The organism is Halospina sp. K52047b, from assembly GCF_008709855.1.
GTDB lineage: Bacteria > Pseudomonadota > Gammaproteobacteria > Pseudomonadales > Oleiphilaceae > Halospina > Halospina utahensis_B.
In genome coordinates, this window is the sequence record NZ_VYJH01000008.1 from 38,851 (window position 1) to 55,144 (window position 16,294).

The window sequence follows — 16,294 nt, forward strand, 5'->3', positions numbered from 1 at the left end:
GGGATCAGGTCTGGGCGACGGCGAGGCCGCTGTCGCCACTGTTCCGGGAAAGGCGCTGGCTGATGGCACTGTGGATGCCCTCTGCATCCAGTCCGGCGTCCGCCAGTTGCTCCGCAGGCTTACCATGGTCGATGAAACGGTCCGGCAGGCCCAGCTGAAGCAGATCCACGCCAACCCCGGCGGCATGCAGGTGTTCCGACACGCCACTGCCGGCACCACCGGCCACCATATTCTCCTCGATGGTCACCAGCAGGTCGTGACTGGCGGCCAGCTTTTCAACCAGCGCCGTGTCCAGTGGCTTCACAAAGCGCATGTCCGCCACCGTGGCATCCAGTGATTCCGCCACTTCAAGCGCGGGGGTGACCATGGCCCCGAAAGCCAGTATGGCCACACGGGTCCCCTCACGGCGCACCACGCCACGGCCCAGTGGCAGTGCTTCCATGTGCTCATCGACGGCCGCGCCGGGGCCCGTGCCCCTGGGGTAGCGCACGGCGGCCGGGCCTTCGTGGGACCAGCCGGTGTAGAGCATGTGCCGTGTCTCGTTCTCGTCCGAGGGCGCCATCACCACCATATTGGGTACGCAGCGCAGGTAGGTCAGGTCGAAGGCACCGGCGTGGGTCGGGCCGTCCTCGCCCACCTGACCGGCGCGGTCCAGAGCGAAGAGCACGTCCAGGTTCTGCAGGGCGACGTCATGGATCAGCTGGTCGTAGGCACGCTGCAGGAAAGTGGAGTAGATGGCGACCACAGGCTTGGCCCCGTCACAGGCCATGCCGGCGGCCAGCGTGACCGCGTGCTGCTCGGCGATGGCCACATCGAAGTAGCGTTCCGGGAAGCGCTCAGAGAAAGCCACCAGGTCCGAGCCTTCGCGCATGGCCGGGGTAATGCCCATTACCCGGTTATCCTGCTCGGCCATGTCGCACAGCCACTGGCCGAATATGTTCGAGTACTTGGGCTTCTTCGGAGCATCCGCTGGCTGGACGGGCGGTGCCGGTTCGATCTTGTTGATCGCGTGGTAGCCCACCGGATCGGACTCGGCGGGGCCGAAGCCCTTGCCCTTGGTGGTGACCACGTGCAGGAACTGGGGGCCGTCGAGCTGGCTGATGGTCTCGAGGGTTTCCAGCAGCAGCGGCAGGTCGTGGCCGTCGATGGGGCCGATGTAGTTGAAGCCCATCTCCTCGAACAGGGTGCCTGGTGCCAGCATGCCCTTGAAGTGCTCCTCGGTGCGGCGGACCAGGGCCTTGAGGCCGGGAGTGTTGGCCAGTGCGCGCTTGCTGCTGTCGCGCACCTGATTGTAGGTCCGGCTCGCCAGGAGGCGTCCGAAGTAGTTGGAGAGTCCGCCCACGTTGTGGGAGATGGACATCTCGTTGTCGTTCAGCACCACCAGCAGGTTGGCGCGCACGTCCGCGGCATGGGTCAGGGCTTCGAAGGCCATGCCGGCGGTCATGGCGCCATCGCCCATGACCGCGATGCCCTTGCGGTTGCGCCCCTGCTGGCGGGCTGCCAGGGCCATGCCCAGAGCCGCGCTGATGGAGGTGCTGGAATGGCCCACCCCGAAATGGTCGTAGGGGCTTTCATCCCGGTTGGGAAATGCGGCCAGGCCATCTTTCTTGCGGATGGTGCGCAGCTGTTCCCGGCGCCCGGTCAGGATCTTGTGAGGGTAGGCCTGGTGACCCACATCCCAGACCAGGCGGTCCTCTGGTGTCTCAAAGATGTAGTGGAGCGCCAGGGTCAGTTCCACTACTCCGAGCCCGGCCCCGAAATGGCCGCCGGACTGGCCCACGGACCACAGCAGGAATGCCCGCAGTTCGCGTGCCAGCGGTACCAGCTGGTCCCGGCCGAGCGTGCGCAGCTGTTCCGGCGTGTTGACGCGATCCAACAGGGGCGTCTCCGGGCGCTGCGTGGGTATGCTGTTGAAAACGGTCTTGTCCTGCATCCGGGCTTTGCTGCCTTGGCGGTTCCTGACGGTAATCCCGCATTATAGAGAAATCGGCGCGGAGAATCAGTTCCGCGTTTCCCGGCACAATAAGCCCACCACTCCGGCAGTGACAACAGGGGGACGTCAGTGGTTGCGCTCGATGATGAACGCGGCCAGTGCGGCGAGCAGAGAGGCGTCACCGGAAACCCGCTCCAGGTGACCCAGGGCATCACGGTGAAGTTCATCCAGCCGCCCGCGGGCGCCTTCCAGGCCCAGCAGGGTCGTGTAGGTGGCTTTATCCGAAGCCGTGTCCGACCCCTGGGGCTTGCCGGTTACAGAGGCGCTGCCTTCCACATCCAGGATGTCATCCTGCACCTGGAAGGCAAGGCCGATACTGCGCCCGAACGCACGCAGCGAGGTGATGAGTGGTTCATCGCCTCCGGCGCAGTGGGCGCCGAGCACCAGTGAGGCTTCGATGAGCGCCCCGGTCTTGCGCCGGTGCAGCGCCTCAAGGGCGTCCATGGAGGGATGGGCGCCGGTGGCGTCCAGATCCAGTGCCTGTCCTCCCGCCATGCCCCGGTGACCGGAGGCGGCGGAGAGTTCCCGGGTCATGGCCACAACCGTGGTCGCCGGCCGGTCAGTGCCGGAAAGCGTCTCGAAGGCAAGCGTCTGCAGGGCATCCCCGGTGAGGATGGCGGTGGCCTCATCGAATGCTACGTGGCAGGTGGGCTGCCCGCGGCGGAGGTGGTCGTCATCCATTGCCGGCAGGTCATCGTGTACCAGTGAGTAGGCATGGATGAACTCAACCGCCACTGCAGCGGGCAGGGCGTAGTCATCGTTGCTTTCCCCGGCACAGCGGCAGGCGGCCAGCACCAGCGCGGGGCGCAGGCGTTTGCCGCCACCGAGGACCGCGTGGCGCATGGCCTGGTGAAGGCGACGGGGCTCGGTGTCCGGGTCCGGAAGCGCCTGTTCCAGGGCGAGCTCCAGACGCTGACGGGTGTCGTTGAGGAAGGCGTCGACGGTCATGCCTCGGAGCTGTCCTCCGGGAAGGGACGTGTTTCAAGCTCGCCCTGGCTGTTCTCGATGACCTGCTCCACCCGCTGCTCCGCATCGCGCAGGGACTGCTGGCATGAGCGGGTGAGCTGAACGCCGCGCTCGAACGCCTTCAGGGATTCCTCCAGTGGCATATCCCCCTGTTCGAGCTTGCGAACCAGGGATTCCAGCTCCTGGATGCTCGTCTCGAAGGTGGCGGCATTGCCGCTGTCACTGTTGCTGCTGTCACTTTCACTCATGCATCCACTCCCGTTGCTGCCGGTGCCACCACCGGGTGAACGGCCGGATTGTAGCATGCCCTCGGGCCCAGTCACCCGCGCCGGGCCGTAATCCGGAACCGCGGCGTCCGGGCCTGCGGCCGTTTCCATCCTCTGGTACCATGCCGGCCTTCATTGGACAACGGAACGGAATCGGATGGGCATCCTCGAAGCACTGGCTTTCTATCTGGGACTGGGCGCCGTTGCTGGAACGCTGGCCGGTCTTTTCGGAATCGGCGGCGGGCTCATCATCGTCCCCGCGCTGGTGTTTGCCTTTGGCTGGCAGGGTGTCAGCGGGAGCATTTCCGCGCACCTGGCGGTCGGTACCTCGCTGGCCACGGTCGTGTTCACTTCCCTGAGTTCCATCCGAACCCACCACGGCAAGGGCGCCGTCCGCTGGGAGCTGTTCCGGCCCATGGCTGCGGGTATACTGCTGGGGGCCGCGCTGGGCGCAGTAACGGCCGGGCTTCTCAGCGGTGAGATGCTTCAGGGGATCATTGGTGTCTTCGTGCTCCTGGTTGCCGCTAAGATGGTGACCGGCTGGTCCCCAATGGCATCCGACCGCCAGCCCGCGAAAGCGGAACTCGGCGGTGTGGGTGGTGGCATCGGCTGGCTTTCCGCGATTGTCGGCATCGGTGGTGGCACGCTGACAGTGCCGTACCTGACGTGGGTCGGGGTCCGCATGCAGCACGCGGTGGGCACATCGGCGGCCTGTGGCCTTCCCATTGCGGTGTCCGGAGCGCTGACGAACATGGTCGTGGGCTGGGGGCGTGAGGGACTTCCGGAGTACAGTGTCGGGTTCGTGTTCCTGCCGGCGCTGCTGGGTATTGTACTGATGAGCGTTCCCTTTGCCCGCGTTGGGGCGCTGTTGGCACACCAGTTGGATGAGCGCTGGCTCAAGCGCCTGTTCGCGCTGCTGCTGGTGGTGATTGGTGTGCGGTTTCTGATTTCAGGTTGAAGGTCTCATGCTGGTACATCCGCAATTTGATCCGGTCGCTGTTTCACTGGGCCCTCTGGACATCCACTGGTACGGGCTGACCTACCTGGTCGCCTTCGTCGGGGGCTGGGCTCTGGCGCGGCTGCGTACCAGCCGCCCGGATTCGCCGGTCAACGCCGAGCAGCTGGGGGACCTGCTGTTCTATATGGCGCTGGGTGTGATCCTCGGCGGGCGCTTTGGCTACGTGCTGTTCTACCACTTTGAACGCTTTCTGGCGGAACCGCTCTGGCTCATCCAGATCTGGGAAGGTGGTATGTCCTTCCATGGTGGTCTCATCGGTGTACTGGCGGCCATGCTGATGTTCGCCCGCCGTATCGGCACCGGTTTCTTCAATATCGCGGATTTCATCGCACCGGTGATTCCCGTGGGCCTGGGCCTTGGGCGGATTGGTAACTTCATCAACGGTGAACTCTGGGGGCGCCCCACATCGCCGGAACTGCCCTGGGCCATGGTGTTTCCACAGGCTGGGGATGCCCTGCCGCGCCATCCCTCGCAGCTTTACCAGTTCGCGCTTGAGGGGGTGCTGCTGTTCGTGGTGCTGTGGTGGTTCTCTGCCAGGCCACGACCACGCATGGCGGTTTCAGGGGTCTTCCTGGCCGGTTATGGGGTGCTGCGTTCCGTGGCCGAGTTCTACCGCGAGCCTGATGCCCATCTGGGCTTTGTGCTGCTGGACTGGATGACCATGGGGCAGGTCCTGTCCGCGCCCATGATCGTGGCCGGCGTCATTCTGCTGTTTCTGGCCTATCGACAGGGGAGGTTCGCCTGAATGGAATCCTATCTGGCGCTGATGCGCGATGTGATTGATAACGGCGTTGACCGGGGCGACCGAACCGGCGTCGGTACCCGCTCGGTGTTCGGGCGTCAGCTGCGTTTTGACCTGGGGCAGGGCTTTCCCCTGCTGACCACCAAGAAGGTCCATGTGCGCAGTATCATTCATGAACTACTGTGGTTCCTGCGCGGCTCAACCGACAACCGTGAGCTGCAGCAGCATAACGTCTCGATCTGGAACGAGTGGGCTACGGAAGAGGGAGACCTGGGCCCGATCTACGGCAAGCAATGGCGCAGCTGGCAGTGCCCGGATGGCAGCACTGTGGACCAGATCAGCGACGTGCTGGATGGTATCCGCAACCGACCCGAGTCACGGCGGCTGTTGGTGACGGCCTGGAACCCAGCGGAGCTTCCGGATGAGTCCATGGGCCCGCAGGAGAACGTGCACGCGGGCCGGATGGCGCTGGCGCCCTGCCATTGCCTGTTCCAGTTCTTCGTAGAGAACGGACGGCTTTCCTGCCAGCTCTATCAGCGCAGTGCCGACCTGTTCCTGGGTGTGCCGTTCAACATCGCCTCCTACAGCCTGCTCACCTGCATTATGGCCCAGCAGGCCGGCCTGGAGCCCGGGGATTTCGTGCATACCTTCGGGGATGTGCACCTGTACCAGAATCACCTGACCGACGAGATTGTTTACGAGCAGCTGCGCCGCACGCCGGGCCCGTTGCCGGAGCTGGCGCTGCGACGCTGCCCGTCGAGTCTTTTTGAATACAGGGAAGAGGATTTCCGTATTACGGGTTATGATCCGTACCCGGTAATCCGTGCCCCCATCGCCATCTGAGGTCTGTTCATGCGCATTGCACTGATGGTCGCCATGGCCCGGAACCGGGTGATCGGCCGTAATAACCGTCTTCCCTGGTATCTGCCCGAGGAGCTCCAGTACTTCAAGCAGGCCACCATGGGCAAGCCCATCATCATGGGGCGCCGCACCCATGAATCCATCGGTCGCCCGCTTCCCGGGCGCAGCAACATCGTGCTCACCCGGGATACGGCCTGGTCGGGGGAGGGCGTCTGCGTGGTGCACTCCCTGGAGGCGGCTCTGGAGCAGGCGCAACAGCAGGGGCTGATCGATGGCGCCGAGGAGGCCGTGGTCATTGGTGGAGCCCAGATCTACGCGGAGGCGCTGCCGGTGGCGGACCGGCTCTATCTGACCGAGGTCCATGCCGAGGTGGAGGGGGATACCTTTTTCCCGGAGGTGGATCTCAGCCGCTGGGAGGAGGTTTCACGCGTGGATCATGCCGGTGGCGAGGAAGCCAACCGCTACCCTTACAGCATTGTTGTTTACGACCGGGGAGAGGTCTGAATGAGTGATTTCGACAACCTGATGCACGCCGCCCGGGAAGGGCGGGCTGATCTGACTCCGGATTGGGGTCAGGGGCGTGCCACGTTTGGCGGGCTTCTGGCGGCCATGGCCCATGAGGCCATGCGGGGGCAGCTGGTGGATGAGCGGCCACTGCGCTCGCTGGCGGTTTCCTTCGTGGGGCCGGCGGCGCCGGACCAGCCTGTTGATGTGAGTGCGGAGATCCTGCGCCAGGGCAAGGCGGTGACCCAGGTGGAGAGCCGTATCCACCAGGGCGGTGACACTGTCATGGTGGCCATGGGCAGTTTCGGGTCCGGCCGGGAGTCCGTGGTCTCGGTGGATCAGGAGCCGGCCCCGACGGCACCGGATCCCGGGGCCGCGCAGCCGATGCCGCAGATCGAGGGCGTAACCCCGGATTTCATGCGCCACTACGATCTGCGGTTCTGTCTCGGCGGGTTTCCGTTCAGTGGCTCAAGCGACCGCACCATGGGAGGCTGGATGCGCTTCAGTGAGGCGCCGCCGGCCATCACCCATTCGCACCTTGTGGCCCTGGTGGATACCTGGCCTCCGGCCGTGCTGCCGCACCTGAGCCAGCCGGCGCCAGCCAGTACCCTGAGCTGGACCATGGAGTTGGTGCACCCCATGCCATCCATCGGTCCCTCCGACTGGCTGCTCTACCGCGCCACCATTGATCAGGCCCGGGACGGCTATGGCCTTACCCGGGCCGGCATCTGGAGCGCCGAGGGCGAGCTGGTGGCCCGCAGCCAGCAGACGGTCACGGTTTTCGCCTGAGATGAAGGATCAGCGCCAGGCCATGATCCTGGGCGTGACCACGGTGCTGCTGTGGTCGACGGCGGCGACGGCCTTCAAGATCTCGCTGGAACACCTGTCGCGCACCGGGCTCATGTTCTGGGGGGTGACCTTTTCCATACTGGTGCTCGTGGCCTGGCAGGCGTGGCAGAGGCGCCTGGGTGAGACCCTGCGCCCGGGGCGGAAGGGGCTGCTGCTGTCCCTCGGGTTCGGACTCATCAATCCGATCCTCTACTACATCCTGCTGTTCGGCGCCTATGACCTGCTGCCGGCGCAGGAGGCGATGGCCATCAACTACACCTGGGCCCTGACGCTCACCTACCTGGCGGTGCCGTTTCTGGGCCACCGGCTGAAGACGGTGGACGCCCTTGCCGGACTGATCTGCTACAGCGGTGTCTTCATCATCGCCACGCGCGGGGATCCGCTGGCATTTGATCTCTCAAACGGGCCGGGCGTGGTGCTGGCCCTTCTGAGCACACTGGTCTGGGCGTTCTACTGGATCTTCAATACCCGTGATACCCGCGAGCCGGTTGCCGGGCTGCTGCTGAACTTCCTGGTAGCCTGGCCTTTGATTCTGGTTCTGGCTCTTTGGGATGGCTGGCAGTGGCCTGCCTGGCAGGGGCTGGCCGGAGCCGCCTGGGTGGGTGCCTTCGAGATGGGGATCGCCTTCGTGCTCTGGCTGCTGGCCATGAAGAAGGCCACCAATACCTCGCGCCTGAGCAACCTGATCTTTCTTTCACCCCCGCTGTCGCTGGGCTTTATAGCGCTCATCGTGGGCGAGCCGATCCTGGGGTCAACGGTGGTGGGGCTGGCACTGGTCATCACCGGGCTCTACCTGCAGCAGCACGTGCACTCGCGCAGTCAGTGATCCTCGACCGGACGGCGGTTGGAGCGCGGGTCTTCCCAGTCGAGTTCACGCGGGTCGTACCAGCCGAGCGCTTCGCGCACGCGCTGGCGTGAACGTTCGGAGAGTGTGTCCCAGATGGCTTCGAAGCGTTCCGTGGCCTCGCTGCGGACCGGGCCGCTGCGACTCTGAAGGCGGTGAATGATGGCAGGAAGGCCCAATGCCTCGCCCAGCTGGCCGGGCACGATGCGCTCCTCACCCAGAACCTTGCGCTTGTGGGTACGGCTGGCGAGCACATGCTGGAGCGCCTCGGCGGCGCTCAGGGCGCTTTCCTCGGAGAAACGGTTGTCAGTCACGATGGTATGACCTGGATTCAGAGCCGATCCGGGAACTATAACGCGCCTGTAATCCGGCTGTCTGCCCCCAAGGGAGATGACGAGCGAACCCGTGATTGGTACTGTATCAACCTTCTTGAATCGAGGGAGTACAGAAAGTGGACAACGACAGCATCAAGGGTGCCTATAAGCGTTACGCACCGGTGTACGACTGGGTGTTCGGGCTGGTGTTCCGGAACGGCCGGCATGTGGCCATGGACTCTCTTCAGTTTGAGTCCGGGGATCATGTCCTCGAGCTGGGCGTGGGCACAGGCCTTTCGCTGCCGGAATATCCCGATGACGTGGATATCCATGTTACTGGCGTTGATATTTCACAGGACATGCTCGACAAGGCCGAGAAGCGCATCCAGAAGCACGGCCTGACCAACTGCGAGCTGTACAACATGGACGCCGAAGCGCTGGACTTCCCGGACAACAGCTTCGACAAGATCATGGTCCTGTACGTGCTCTCCGTGGTGCCTGATCCCTACAAGGTAATGAGCGAGGTGCGCCGGGTCGCCAAGCCGGGTGCGGACGTGATCTTCGTTAACCACTTCGCCAAGGAGAATCCCCTTGTCCGCCGGTTCGAGTCCGCGCTTTCGCGCTGGGCCGCACCGCTTGGCTTTGATCCGGACTTCCCCATGGAACCGGTGCTTGAGAATGTGGGCCTGAACGTGGAGAGGATTGAGTCCGTGAACCTGTTCGGTTACTGGACCATGCTGCACGGGCGTTGCCCCGAAGAGTAACCCCCGTCCGCCGGGAGCCACGGCTATGAATCGAGCACTGTTCCCTCTCAACTCGGTGGTGCTTCCCGGCGGCCGCCTGCCTCTGCGGCTCTTCGAACGCCGCTATATGGACATGCTCACCCATTCATTGCGCGCCCGGGAGCCCTTTGTGCTGGTTCTGCTTGAGCAGGGCGGCAGTGATACCAGCGCGGATGCCGCCTTCCATCCGATTGGCTGTGAGGTTTCGGTGGTGGATTTCTCGCCGCTGGAGAACGGCTTGCTGGGCATTACCGTGGAAGGTCTCGGCAAGGTGTCCGTGGCCCGGAACTGGCGGGAGACGGATGGCCTCAACCGCGGTGACGTGGTGGCTCTGCCCGAGGAGCCCCGGGCGCGTACGCCCTTGCGGCACGAGGATCTTTCCGAGCTGCTGGCGGCGCTGTGCCGGCATCCATCCGTGGCGGAACTCGGCCTGACCATTGACTACGACGATGCGCGTCAGGTCGGGTGGCGGCTGACGGAGCTGTTGCCGTTGGCTATTGAGCAGCGTCAGTCGCTGGTGGAGATGGATGACCCCTTGGAGCGGCTGGAAGTGCTGTCACGGCTGGTGGATGATATGGAGTGAGCCTGAGTGCCCTGGTGCCAGACCTGGTCGTGGCCGCGCCTCTGGGCCTCCCCGAGCGCTTTCTCACAGCGCTGGCGCAGTGAGTCCGCCGAGGTTTCCCCGGGCGAGCGCGTGGTACAGCCGATGCTGGCTGTGATGCTCTCCACCGTGGGCCAGCGTGACTCGCCCAGCAGCCGCCGCACGCGTTCCGCGGTCACCCGCAGCCCCTCTTCAGGGGTGAACGGCAGCAGCAGGAAAAAGCGGCCGTCGCCCAGATGGTAGTGGCTGTCCCCGGCCCGGATGGTGGTACGCAGGCTCCGGCTGATGGCGGCACTGAGCCCGGTCAGTGCGTCCTCGCCGTAAACACCGGAGAGTTCCTCCCGGTGATCGATCCTCAGCAGGGCCAGCGACAGCGGGTGGCCCGTGGCCTCGGAGCGGCTGATCTCCCTGCTGAGGGTCTCATTGAGACTGCGTTCGTTGTAGGCCCCGGTTTCCGGGTCCACGATGGTCAGCGTGTCCACGTAGCGGGCACTGGCATGATAGTGGCGCGCGAACCACCCGGCACCGCCTGCCAGGAGCAGGGCGGTGCCGGCGAGCGTCAGTTGGTCCCGCGGTGGCAGATTCCAGGCCGCGATCAGGCTGAGGAGCAGGCCAGCTGCACAGAGGGCGGCGGCCTGGTGGACCCTGAGAAGCAGGAAGGCAGCCATCAGCATCGGGTAGAGCCAGTAGAAGGCAAGGGACGGCTCCCGGGCAATGGCCTGGAGAATAATGATGGCCATCAGGACCAGGATCAGCAGGTGGCTGCGGGTCTGAAGCTGGCGGTGTCGCCGGATCAGGGTGGCGGCAATGCCGGCGGCCGCCAGAGCGGTAATGGTCAGGCCGCTGAAGAACAGCTCATAGAACCCGTAACGCAGGCTCCGTTCCGCCAGGATCATGAAGCACAGCAGCATCAGCGCATAGACAACGCTGTTCGTACGGGTGCGCAGTGCGGTTTCAGTCATGACCTGTGCCTCCGGCGTCCGTCCATGTAAGCGTCCGGTTGCCCCCCTGTTTCTGGGCCCGGCGCAGGGTTTCCTGGGCCTTTTCTGAAAGGCTGCGGGCGTCATCGCCCACATTGGCGCCCACCACGCCGGCCGAGAGCGTCAGCTCCATCCCTTCGCGGGTGAGCATGTCCTTGGCCTGGCTGCGGATGCCTTCAATGGTCCGGACGGAATCGGGTGTCGCAGTGGCTGGCAACACAATGATGAAACCGGTTTCATTATTGCGGTAGTAGCTGTCGAAGTCCCGCAGGGTGCGATGCAGCAGCCGGCCGAGCCGCACCATCAGGTTGCTCTGATCCTGTTCCGGGAGCGGGGTTTCGGGGGCATCAAGATGCAGGACAGCCACGGTAACCGGTGTGCCTTCGCGCTCACCCCGCCGGATCTCACGGTTCAGGTCACTGTCGAGGTAGTCCCTGATGGAGGCGAGGGTGAGTGAGTCGGTGCGTCGCAGGGGGGCCAGCTGGGCGGCCTTGTATTCCCGCAGGTACACGAAAACCGCGGCCAGGCCGGTGGCAAGGATCAGCATGGGTACGAACTGGTGGCGGGCCATGCCGAGTTCGGTCGACAGACCCAGGCTGAGTGTGGCGGCCAGGAAAACCGCGCAGCAGGCTCCTGCCACCCACAGGCCCCAGCCGGCGAACAGTGACAGCGGCACCAGGAACGCCAGGGGCGTCAGCCAGGGCCAGTGCCCGGCGAAGATCGCGAGGCTCAGAAGCAAAAGCAGCAGGGATCCGGCCCGCAGCGTCCACCGCAGTGGTACGGGCATTGCTGTTTCCGTTTCCATGATCAGCTCCCGGTGTTGCAATGCGAGGCTGTATCCGCTGCCCCACGCACGCGTATAATAGCGTACTTTTCCCGCAGTGCCCTGAAAACAGATGCGGAATCCGATTGGGAGGGATATGAGCACAGAATCCATGATGCGGGCCCTGGGTGAACAGGCCAGGGCGGCGAGCCGCGAACTGGCGCGTTCGAGCACCGGAGCGCGCAATGAGGCCCTTCTTGCCACGGCCCGGGCGCTCGACGCCAGCCGGGAGACGCTGCAGGCGGAAAACCGTAAGGATCTGGAGGCGGGTCGTGACAAGGGGCTTGATGAGGCCATGCTGGACCGCCTGGAACTCACCGGCGGCCGCATCGATACCATGATCGAGGGCCTGCGCCAGGTCGCCGGGCTCACGGACCCGGTGGGCGTGATCACGGATATGGAGTACCGTCCGTCCGGTATCCAGGTCGGGCGCATGCGGGTGCCGCTGGGGGTGATCGGCATCATCTACGAGTCCCGTCCCAACGTCACCGTGGATGCGGCCAGTCTCTGCATCAAATCCGGCAACGCCACGGTGCTGCGTGGTGGCTCCGAGGCCTCGCACTCGAATCAGGCCATTGCCGCATGCGTGGCACAGGGGCTGCGGGAAGCCGGGTTGCCCGAGACCGGCGTGCAGGTGGTTGGAACCACCGATCGCGAGGCCGTGGGTCACCTGATCCGGATGCCCGAGTACGTGGATGTGATCGTTCCCCGTGGTGGCAAGAGCCTGATCGAGCGCATCAGTAATGAGGCCTCGGTGCCTGTCATCAAGCATCTGGACGGGATCTGCCACAGTTTCCTGGATCGTGACGCGGATCCGGAGAAGGCCGTGAACGTGACGCTCAATGCCAAGACCCAGCGTTACGGCACCTGCAATACACTGGAAACCCTGCTGGTGGATGGCCCCGTCGCCGAATCCCTGTTGCCGCCAATTGCCGAGCAGCTGCAGCGTATCGGCGTGGAACTGCGAGGCTGCGCCACTACCCGTGCCATTCTCCCGGAGGCCGGTGAGGCAACGGAGGAGGACTGGGCCACGGAATACCTGGCGCCGGTGCTGTCGATCCGGGTCGTGGACGGGCTGGATGCGGCCATGGCACACATCAACCGTTACAGCTCCCAGCATACCGACAGTATCATCACCGAGAACTATACCCGGGCGCGGCGCTTTCTGACGGAGGTGGACTCCAGTTCTGTGATGGTCAATGCCTCCACGCGTTTCGCGGATGGCTTTGAGTACGGCCTCGGGGCCGAGATTGGCATTTCCACCGACAAGCTGCACGCCCGGGGTCCGGTAGGGCTGGAAGGGCTGACCAGCCAGAAATACGTTGTGTTCGGGGATGGCCATGTCCGTGATTGACCTGGAGCCGGCATGCTGCACGTGATGCTGGGCGGCACCTTCGACCCCGTCCACAACGGCCACCTCCGGATGGCGGTGGAGCTGCATGAACGTCTCGACGGTGCCCGCATCCGGCTCATGCCCTGCCATCGCCCGCCGCACCGTGATCAGCCGGGGGCGGAGGGCGCCCACCGGTTGGAAATGTTGCGGGACGCGGTCGCGGAAGAGCCGGGACTGATGGTGGATTCCCGCGAACTGGACCAGGACCGGGTATCCTATACCGGCGAGACCCTCCAGCAGCTGCGGTCTGAGCTGGGGGCGGAGACCCCGCTGGCAATGGTTGTGGGAACCGATGCCTTCAACACCTTCGATCAGTGGCGCGGCTGGATGCAACTGCCGGAGCTCGCCCATATAATCGTGGTCAACAGACCCGGATTTCCTTTGGCGCCCCCCGAGCCTGTTGCAGCCATGTTGCAGGAACGCCGGGCAGCCGAAGCGGCTGAGCTCCAGCGCAGTGCCAGTGGTTCCATTCTGGTGATGGAGTTGCCGTTGCTGGAAATTGCGGCCACGGAAGTCCGGAGCCGGGCGGTTGCCGGGCGATCAATCCGCTACCTGGTGCCGGATGCGGTCTGGCGCACCATTCGGGATCAGGGGCTGTACCGACTTGAAACAGGATGATTATGGATTCTGAACAACTGAAGTCACTGGCGGTGGATGCCGTCGAATCAATGAAGGGCCAGGATGTGGCTGTACTGGATGTGCGCGACCGTACCAGCATGACGGATTACATGGTCATCGCCTCGGGCAACTCCAATCGCCATATCCACTCGCTGGCTGAGGAAGTGGTACAGCGTGCCAAGCAGGAGGCGGACAGCAAGCCCAAACTCGAGGGCGGTGAAACCAGTGACTGGGTGCTGGTGGACATGGGCGACGTCATCGTCCACCTGATGCTGCCGGCAACCCGGGAATTCTACGATCTGGAACGGTTCTGGCGGGATGCTCCGGGGCTGGGCGCCGCGGGTACGGAGTAGCATGCACCTGAAGGTCATCAGCGCCGGGCAGAAACTGCCCGACTGGGTCAATGCGGGCTTTGAGGAGTACCGCAGGCGCTTCCCCCGCGAAATGCGGCTGGAGCTGACGGAAGTGCCCCTCGGTGGGCGGGGGCGTCAGGCCGATACGGCGCGCGCGGTTCGGGATGAAGGCGAGCGGATGCTGAAGGCGCTGCGAGGCCCTGAGTGGGTGATCGCCCTTGAGATTGACGGTCGCCAGTGGTCCACGGAGAAGCTCGCCGAGCGCCTAGAGCACTGGCGGATGGAAGGGCAGGACGTGGCCTTTTTGATCGGTGGGCCGGAAGGACTCTCGGATGCCTGCCGGCAGCGTGCCAATCAGGCCTGGTCGCTGTCGCCGCTGACGCTTCCGCATCCCCTGGTGCGGGTGATGCTGGCTGAGCAGCTTTACCGTGCCTGGAGCATCAACTGCAACCATCCCTACCACAGGGCTGGCTGACAATGAGCTGGGGCACCCTCCGCAATACTAGCCAGGAACGGGAACTCTTCCAGCGCCGCTCCTTCGTGGCCATCATCGTGGTTATCCTGATGACCGGGGTCCTGATCGGCCGCTTCTACTACCTCCAGATCATCGAACACGAAACCTACACCACCATTTCCGACCGCAATCGGGTCCAGGTGCAACCCGTGCCTCCGACAAGGGGGCTGATCTACGACCGTAATGGTGTGCTGCTGGCGGAAAACCGCCCGGTTTTCAGTCTGACGGTCATCCCGGAGCAGGTGTCGGACATGGATGCCCTCATTGGTGAGATCCGGGATATTGTCGACGTTCCGCCGGGGGATGTTGAGAACTTCCGTGAGCGGCTGGATGAACGGCGCCGGCCTTTCGAGCCCGTGCCGCTGCGTTACCACCTGACTGAAGCCGAGATGGCCAGACTCGCCGTGAATCGTCACAGCCTGCCCGGTGTGGAGATGGAGGCACGGCTGGTGCGGTACTACCCCTATGGCCGGCTGACCTCCCATGTGCTGGGGTATGTGGGCAGGATCAATGAACAGGATGCACGCCGCATTGATCAGGTGGCATACGCGGGCACCCACTACATTGGCAAGACGGGTATTGAGCGGGTCTACGAAAAGGAGCTGCACGGTGAAGTGGGGTATCAGAATGTTGAAACCAACGCCCGTGGCCGGGTCATGCGGGTACTTGAGCGCGAGGACCCCAGTCCGGGCCAGGACCTGACCCTGAACCTGGATATCCGGCTTCAACAGGTGGCTCATGAAGCACTGGGCGACAGGCGTGGCGCCATTGTTGCCATTAACCCCGAGACGGGTGGGCTGCTGGCGCAGGTCAGTACCCCCGGGTTTGATACCAACAAGTTTGTTACCGGTATTGGTCACGAGAGCTATGCCGAGCTCCGGGATTCGCTGGACAAACCCCTGTTCAACCGTGCCACCCGCGGCCAGTACCCGCCGGGTTCCACAATCAAGCCCATGCTTGCCCTCGCCGGGCTGGCCTCGGATACCGTGACCCAGTCCGAGATCGTCTATGACCCTGGTTACTATGAATTGCCGAACAGCAGCCAGGTCTTCCGTAACTGGAAGCGGCAGGGGCATGGGGACACGACCCTGTATGACGCGATCGTGCTGTCCAGCGATACCTATTTCTACAAGATGGCGTACGAGATGGGCGGCGGTATGATGGCTGACTATCTGGAACATTTCGGGTTTGGTACCGTTACCTCCCTGGACGTCAGGGACGAGCTTCCGGGGATCCTGCCAAGCCCGGAATGGAAACGCCGGGTGCACAATGAGCCCTGGTATCCTGGGGACTCCGTGAACATGGGCATCGGCCAGGGCTATTTCCTCTCCACGCCCCTGCAGCTGGCGGCGACGACCAGCGTGCTCGCCAGCCGCGGAGAACGTCATGCGCCCCGCCACCTGCGCTACATCGAGGGCGACATTCCGGCCCGGCATCTGCTTCCGGACGTTGTGCGTCCTCCGGTCGAGATGGCCAGTGAGTCGGACTGGGAATACGTCATCAACGCCATGGAGGACGTGGTGCATGGCTCGGAGGGCACCGCCCGGCGTATCAGTCCGGGTCTTAATTACCGCATGGCGGGCAAGACAGGCACCTCCCAGGTGTTCAGTCTGGAGGGGGAAGAGTATGACGAGGATGAAATCGCCAAGCGCATGCGGGATCATGCGTTGTTTGTTGCCTTTGCTCCGGCTGACGATCCGCAAATCGTTGTGTCCGTGCTGGTGGAAAACGGCGGCAGCGGCAGTGCTACGGCAGCCCCCGTGGCGCGCCAGGTGACGGATGCATGGATCAATGGCTTCCCGGAGGTGCTGACGGAACAGGCGGTGCCGGGGGCGATGGACGATGAATGATGGGGTCACCGGGGGAGAGCAGC

At 64.1% G+C, this 16,294-nt stretch carries 19 protein-coding genes; 13 read left to right on the plus strand and 6 right to left on the minus strand.

Translation table 11 applies throughout. The annotated features are described in order from the left end of the window. Positions 1-4 precede the first annotated feature (4 nt). From dxs to F3089_RS10885, 3 genes are all read right to left on the minus strand, one after another. Positions 5-1,933, minus strand: a complete 1,929-nt coding sequence (gene dxs / locus F3089_RS10875) for a 1-deoxy-D-xylulose-5-phosphate synthase (protein WP_151440834.1) — start codon at positions 1,931-1,933, stop codon at positions 5-7. Between the two features lie 126 nt (positions 1,934-2,059). Next, the gene (locus tag F3089_RS10880; RefSeq protein WP_151440835.1) at positions 2,060-2,941 is read right to left on the minus strand and encodes a polyprenyl synthetase family protein; all 882 of its coding nucleotides are present in this window, start codon (positions 2,939-2,941) and stop codon (positions 2,060-2,062) included. Beyond that, positions 2,938-3,207, minus strand: coding sequence for an exodeoxyribonuclease VII small subunit (locus F3089_RS10885; protein WP_151440836.1), 270 nt, complete (start codon positions 3,205-3,207; stop codon positions 2,938-2,940). Before F3089_RS10885 ends, F3089_RS10880 begins: the two co-directional genes overlap by 4 nt. A 175-nt stretch (positions 3,208-3,382) precedes the next feature. On the opposite strand from F3089_RS10885, the gene F3089_RS10890 reads away from it, so the two are divergent. The 6 genes from F3089_RS10890 to F3089_RS10915 are packed head-to-tail and all read left to right on the plus strand — an operon-like array spanning position 3,383 to position 8,025. Then, on the plus strand, positions 3,383-4,183 hold the full coding sequence (locus F3089_RS10890; protein ID WP_151440837.1) for a sulfite exporter TauE/SafE family protein: 801 nt from the start codon (positions 3,383-3,385) through the stop codon (positions 4,181-4,183). A 7-nt stretch (positions 4,184-4,190) separates the two neighbouring features. Continuing rightward, entirely contained in the window at positions 4,191-4,988 is a 798-nt protein-coding gene (gene lgt, locus F3089_RS10895; RefSeq protein ID WP_151440838.1) for a prolipoprotein diacylglyceryl transferase, read from the plus strand. Next, positions 4,989-5,828 (plus strand): thymidylate synthase, encoded by an 840-nt coding sequence (locus tag F3089_RS10900; protein WP_151440839.1) that lies wholly within the window; start codon positions 4,989-4,991, stop codon positions 5,826-5,828. Between the two features lie 9 nt (positions 5,829-5,837). Then, positions 5,838-6,350 (plus strand): dihydrofolate reductase, encoded by a 513-nt coding sequence (locus F3089_RS10905; RefSeq protein ID WP_151440840.1) that lies wholly within the window; start codon positions 5,838-5,840, stop codon positions 6,348-6,350. Beyond that, entirely contained in the window at positions 6,351-7,139 is a 789-nt protein-coding gene (locus tag F3089_RS10910) for an acyl-CoA thioesterase (protein WP_151440841.1), read from the plus strand. Between the two features lies 1 nt (position 7,140). Next, positions 7,141-8,025: a DMT family transporter gene (locus F3089_RS10915; RefSeq protein WP_151440842.1), complete on the plus strand. Its 885-nt coding sequence runs from the start codon at positions 7,141-7,143 to the stop codon at positions 8,023-8,025. On the opposite strand, the gene F3089_RS10920 is transcribed toward F3089_RS10915, so the two are convergent. Next, positions 8,019-8,357 carry a hypothetical protein gene (locus tag F3089_RS10920; protein WP_151440843.1) on the minus strand — a complete coding sequence of 113 codons (339 nt, stop codon included), beginning with the start codon at positions 8,355-8,357 and terminating at the stop codon, positions 8,019-8,021. The genes F3089_RS10915 and F3089_RS10920 overlap by 7 nt on opposite strands. 137 nt (positions 8,358-8,494) lie before the next feature. Between F3089_RS10920 and F3089_RS10925 the strand changes: the two genes are divergently transcribed. Both F3089_RS10925 and F3089_RS10930 read left to right on the plus strand, forming a co-directional pair. Further along, positions 8,495-9,121: a class I SAM-dependent methyltransferase gene (locus F3089_RS10925; protein WP_095617985.1), complete on the plus strand. Its 627-nt coding sequence runs from the start codon at positions 8,495-8,497 to the stop codon at positions 9,119-9,121. A 25-nt stretch (positions 9,122-9,146) separates the two neighbouring features. Continuing rightward, complete coding sequence (locus tag F3089_RS10930; protein ID WP_151440844.1) at positions 9,147-9,722, plus strand: LON peptidase substrate-binding domain-containing protein; 576 nt, start codon at positions 9,147-9,149, stop codon at positions 9,720-9,722. Here the strand turns inward: F3089_RS10930 and F3089_RS10935 are convergent. Together F3089_RS10935 and F3089_RS10940 are read right to left on the minus strand one after the other, a co-directional pair. Beyond that, positions 9,647-10,702: a GGDEF domain-containing protein gene (locus F3089_RS10935; RefSeq protein WP_192497350.1), complete on the minus strand. Its 1,056-nt coding sequence runs from the start codon at positions 10,700-10,702 to the stop codon at positions 9,647-9,649. The genes F3089_RS10930 and F3089_RS10935 overlap by 76 nt on opposite strands. Beyond that, positions 10,695-11,525, minus strand: a complete 831-nt coding sequence (locus F3089_RS10940; RefSeq protein ID WP_192497351.1) for a GGDEF domain-containing protein — start codon at positions 11,523-11,525, stop codon at positions 10,695-10,697. The genes F3089_RS10935 and F3089_RS10940 overlap by 8 nt, the downstream gene beginning before the upstream one ends. Before the next feature lie 115 nt (positions 11,526-11,640). On the opposite strand from F3089_RS10940, the gene F3089_RS10945 reads away from it, so the two are divergent. From F3089_RS10945 to mrdA, 5 genes are read left to right on the plus strand one after another with little or no spacing between them, the layout of a single operon-like run. Continuing rightward, positions 11,641-12,897 carry a glutamate-5-semialdehyde dehydrogenase gene (locus tag F3089_RS10945; protein ID WP_151440847.1) on the plus strand — a complete coding sequence of 419 codons (1,257 nt, stop codon included), beginning with the start codon at positions 11,641-11,643 and terminating at the stop codon, positions 12,895-12,897. A gap of 12 nt (positions 12,898-12,909) precedes the next feature. Next, positions 12,910-13,554 (plus strand): nicotinate-nucleotide adenylyltransferase, encoded by a 645-nt coding sequence (gene nadD, locus F3089_RS10950; protein WP_202405609.1) that lies wholly within the window; start codon positions 12,910-12,912, stop codon positions 13,552-13,554. Between the two features lie 2 nt (positions 13,555-13,556). Beyond that, positions 13,557-13,907: a ribosome silencing factor gene (rsfS, locus tag F3089_RS10955; protein ID WP_151440848.1), complete on the plus strand. Its 351-nt coding sequence runs from the start codon at positions 13,557-13,559 to the stop codon at positions 13,905-13,907. Position 13,908: 1 nt separating this feature from the next. Continuing rightward, entirely contained in the window at positions 13,909-14,382 is a 474-nt protein-coding gene (gene rlmH, locus F3089_RS10960; RefSeq protein ID WP_151440849.1) for a 23S rRNA (pseudouridine(1915)-N(3))-methyltransferase RlmH, read from the plus strand. Positions 14,383-14,384: 2 nt separating this feature from the next. After that, positions 14,385-16,271 carry a penicillin-binding protein 2 gene (gene mrdA, locus F3089_RS10965; RefSeq protein WP_151440850.1) on the plus strand — a complete coding sequence of 629 codons (1,887 nt, stop codon included), beginning with the start codon at positions 14,385-14,387 and terminating at the stop codon, positions 16,269-16,271. Positions 16,272-16,294: the final 23 nt, after the last annotated feature.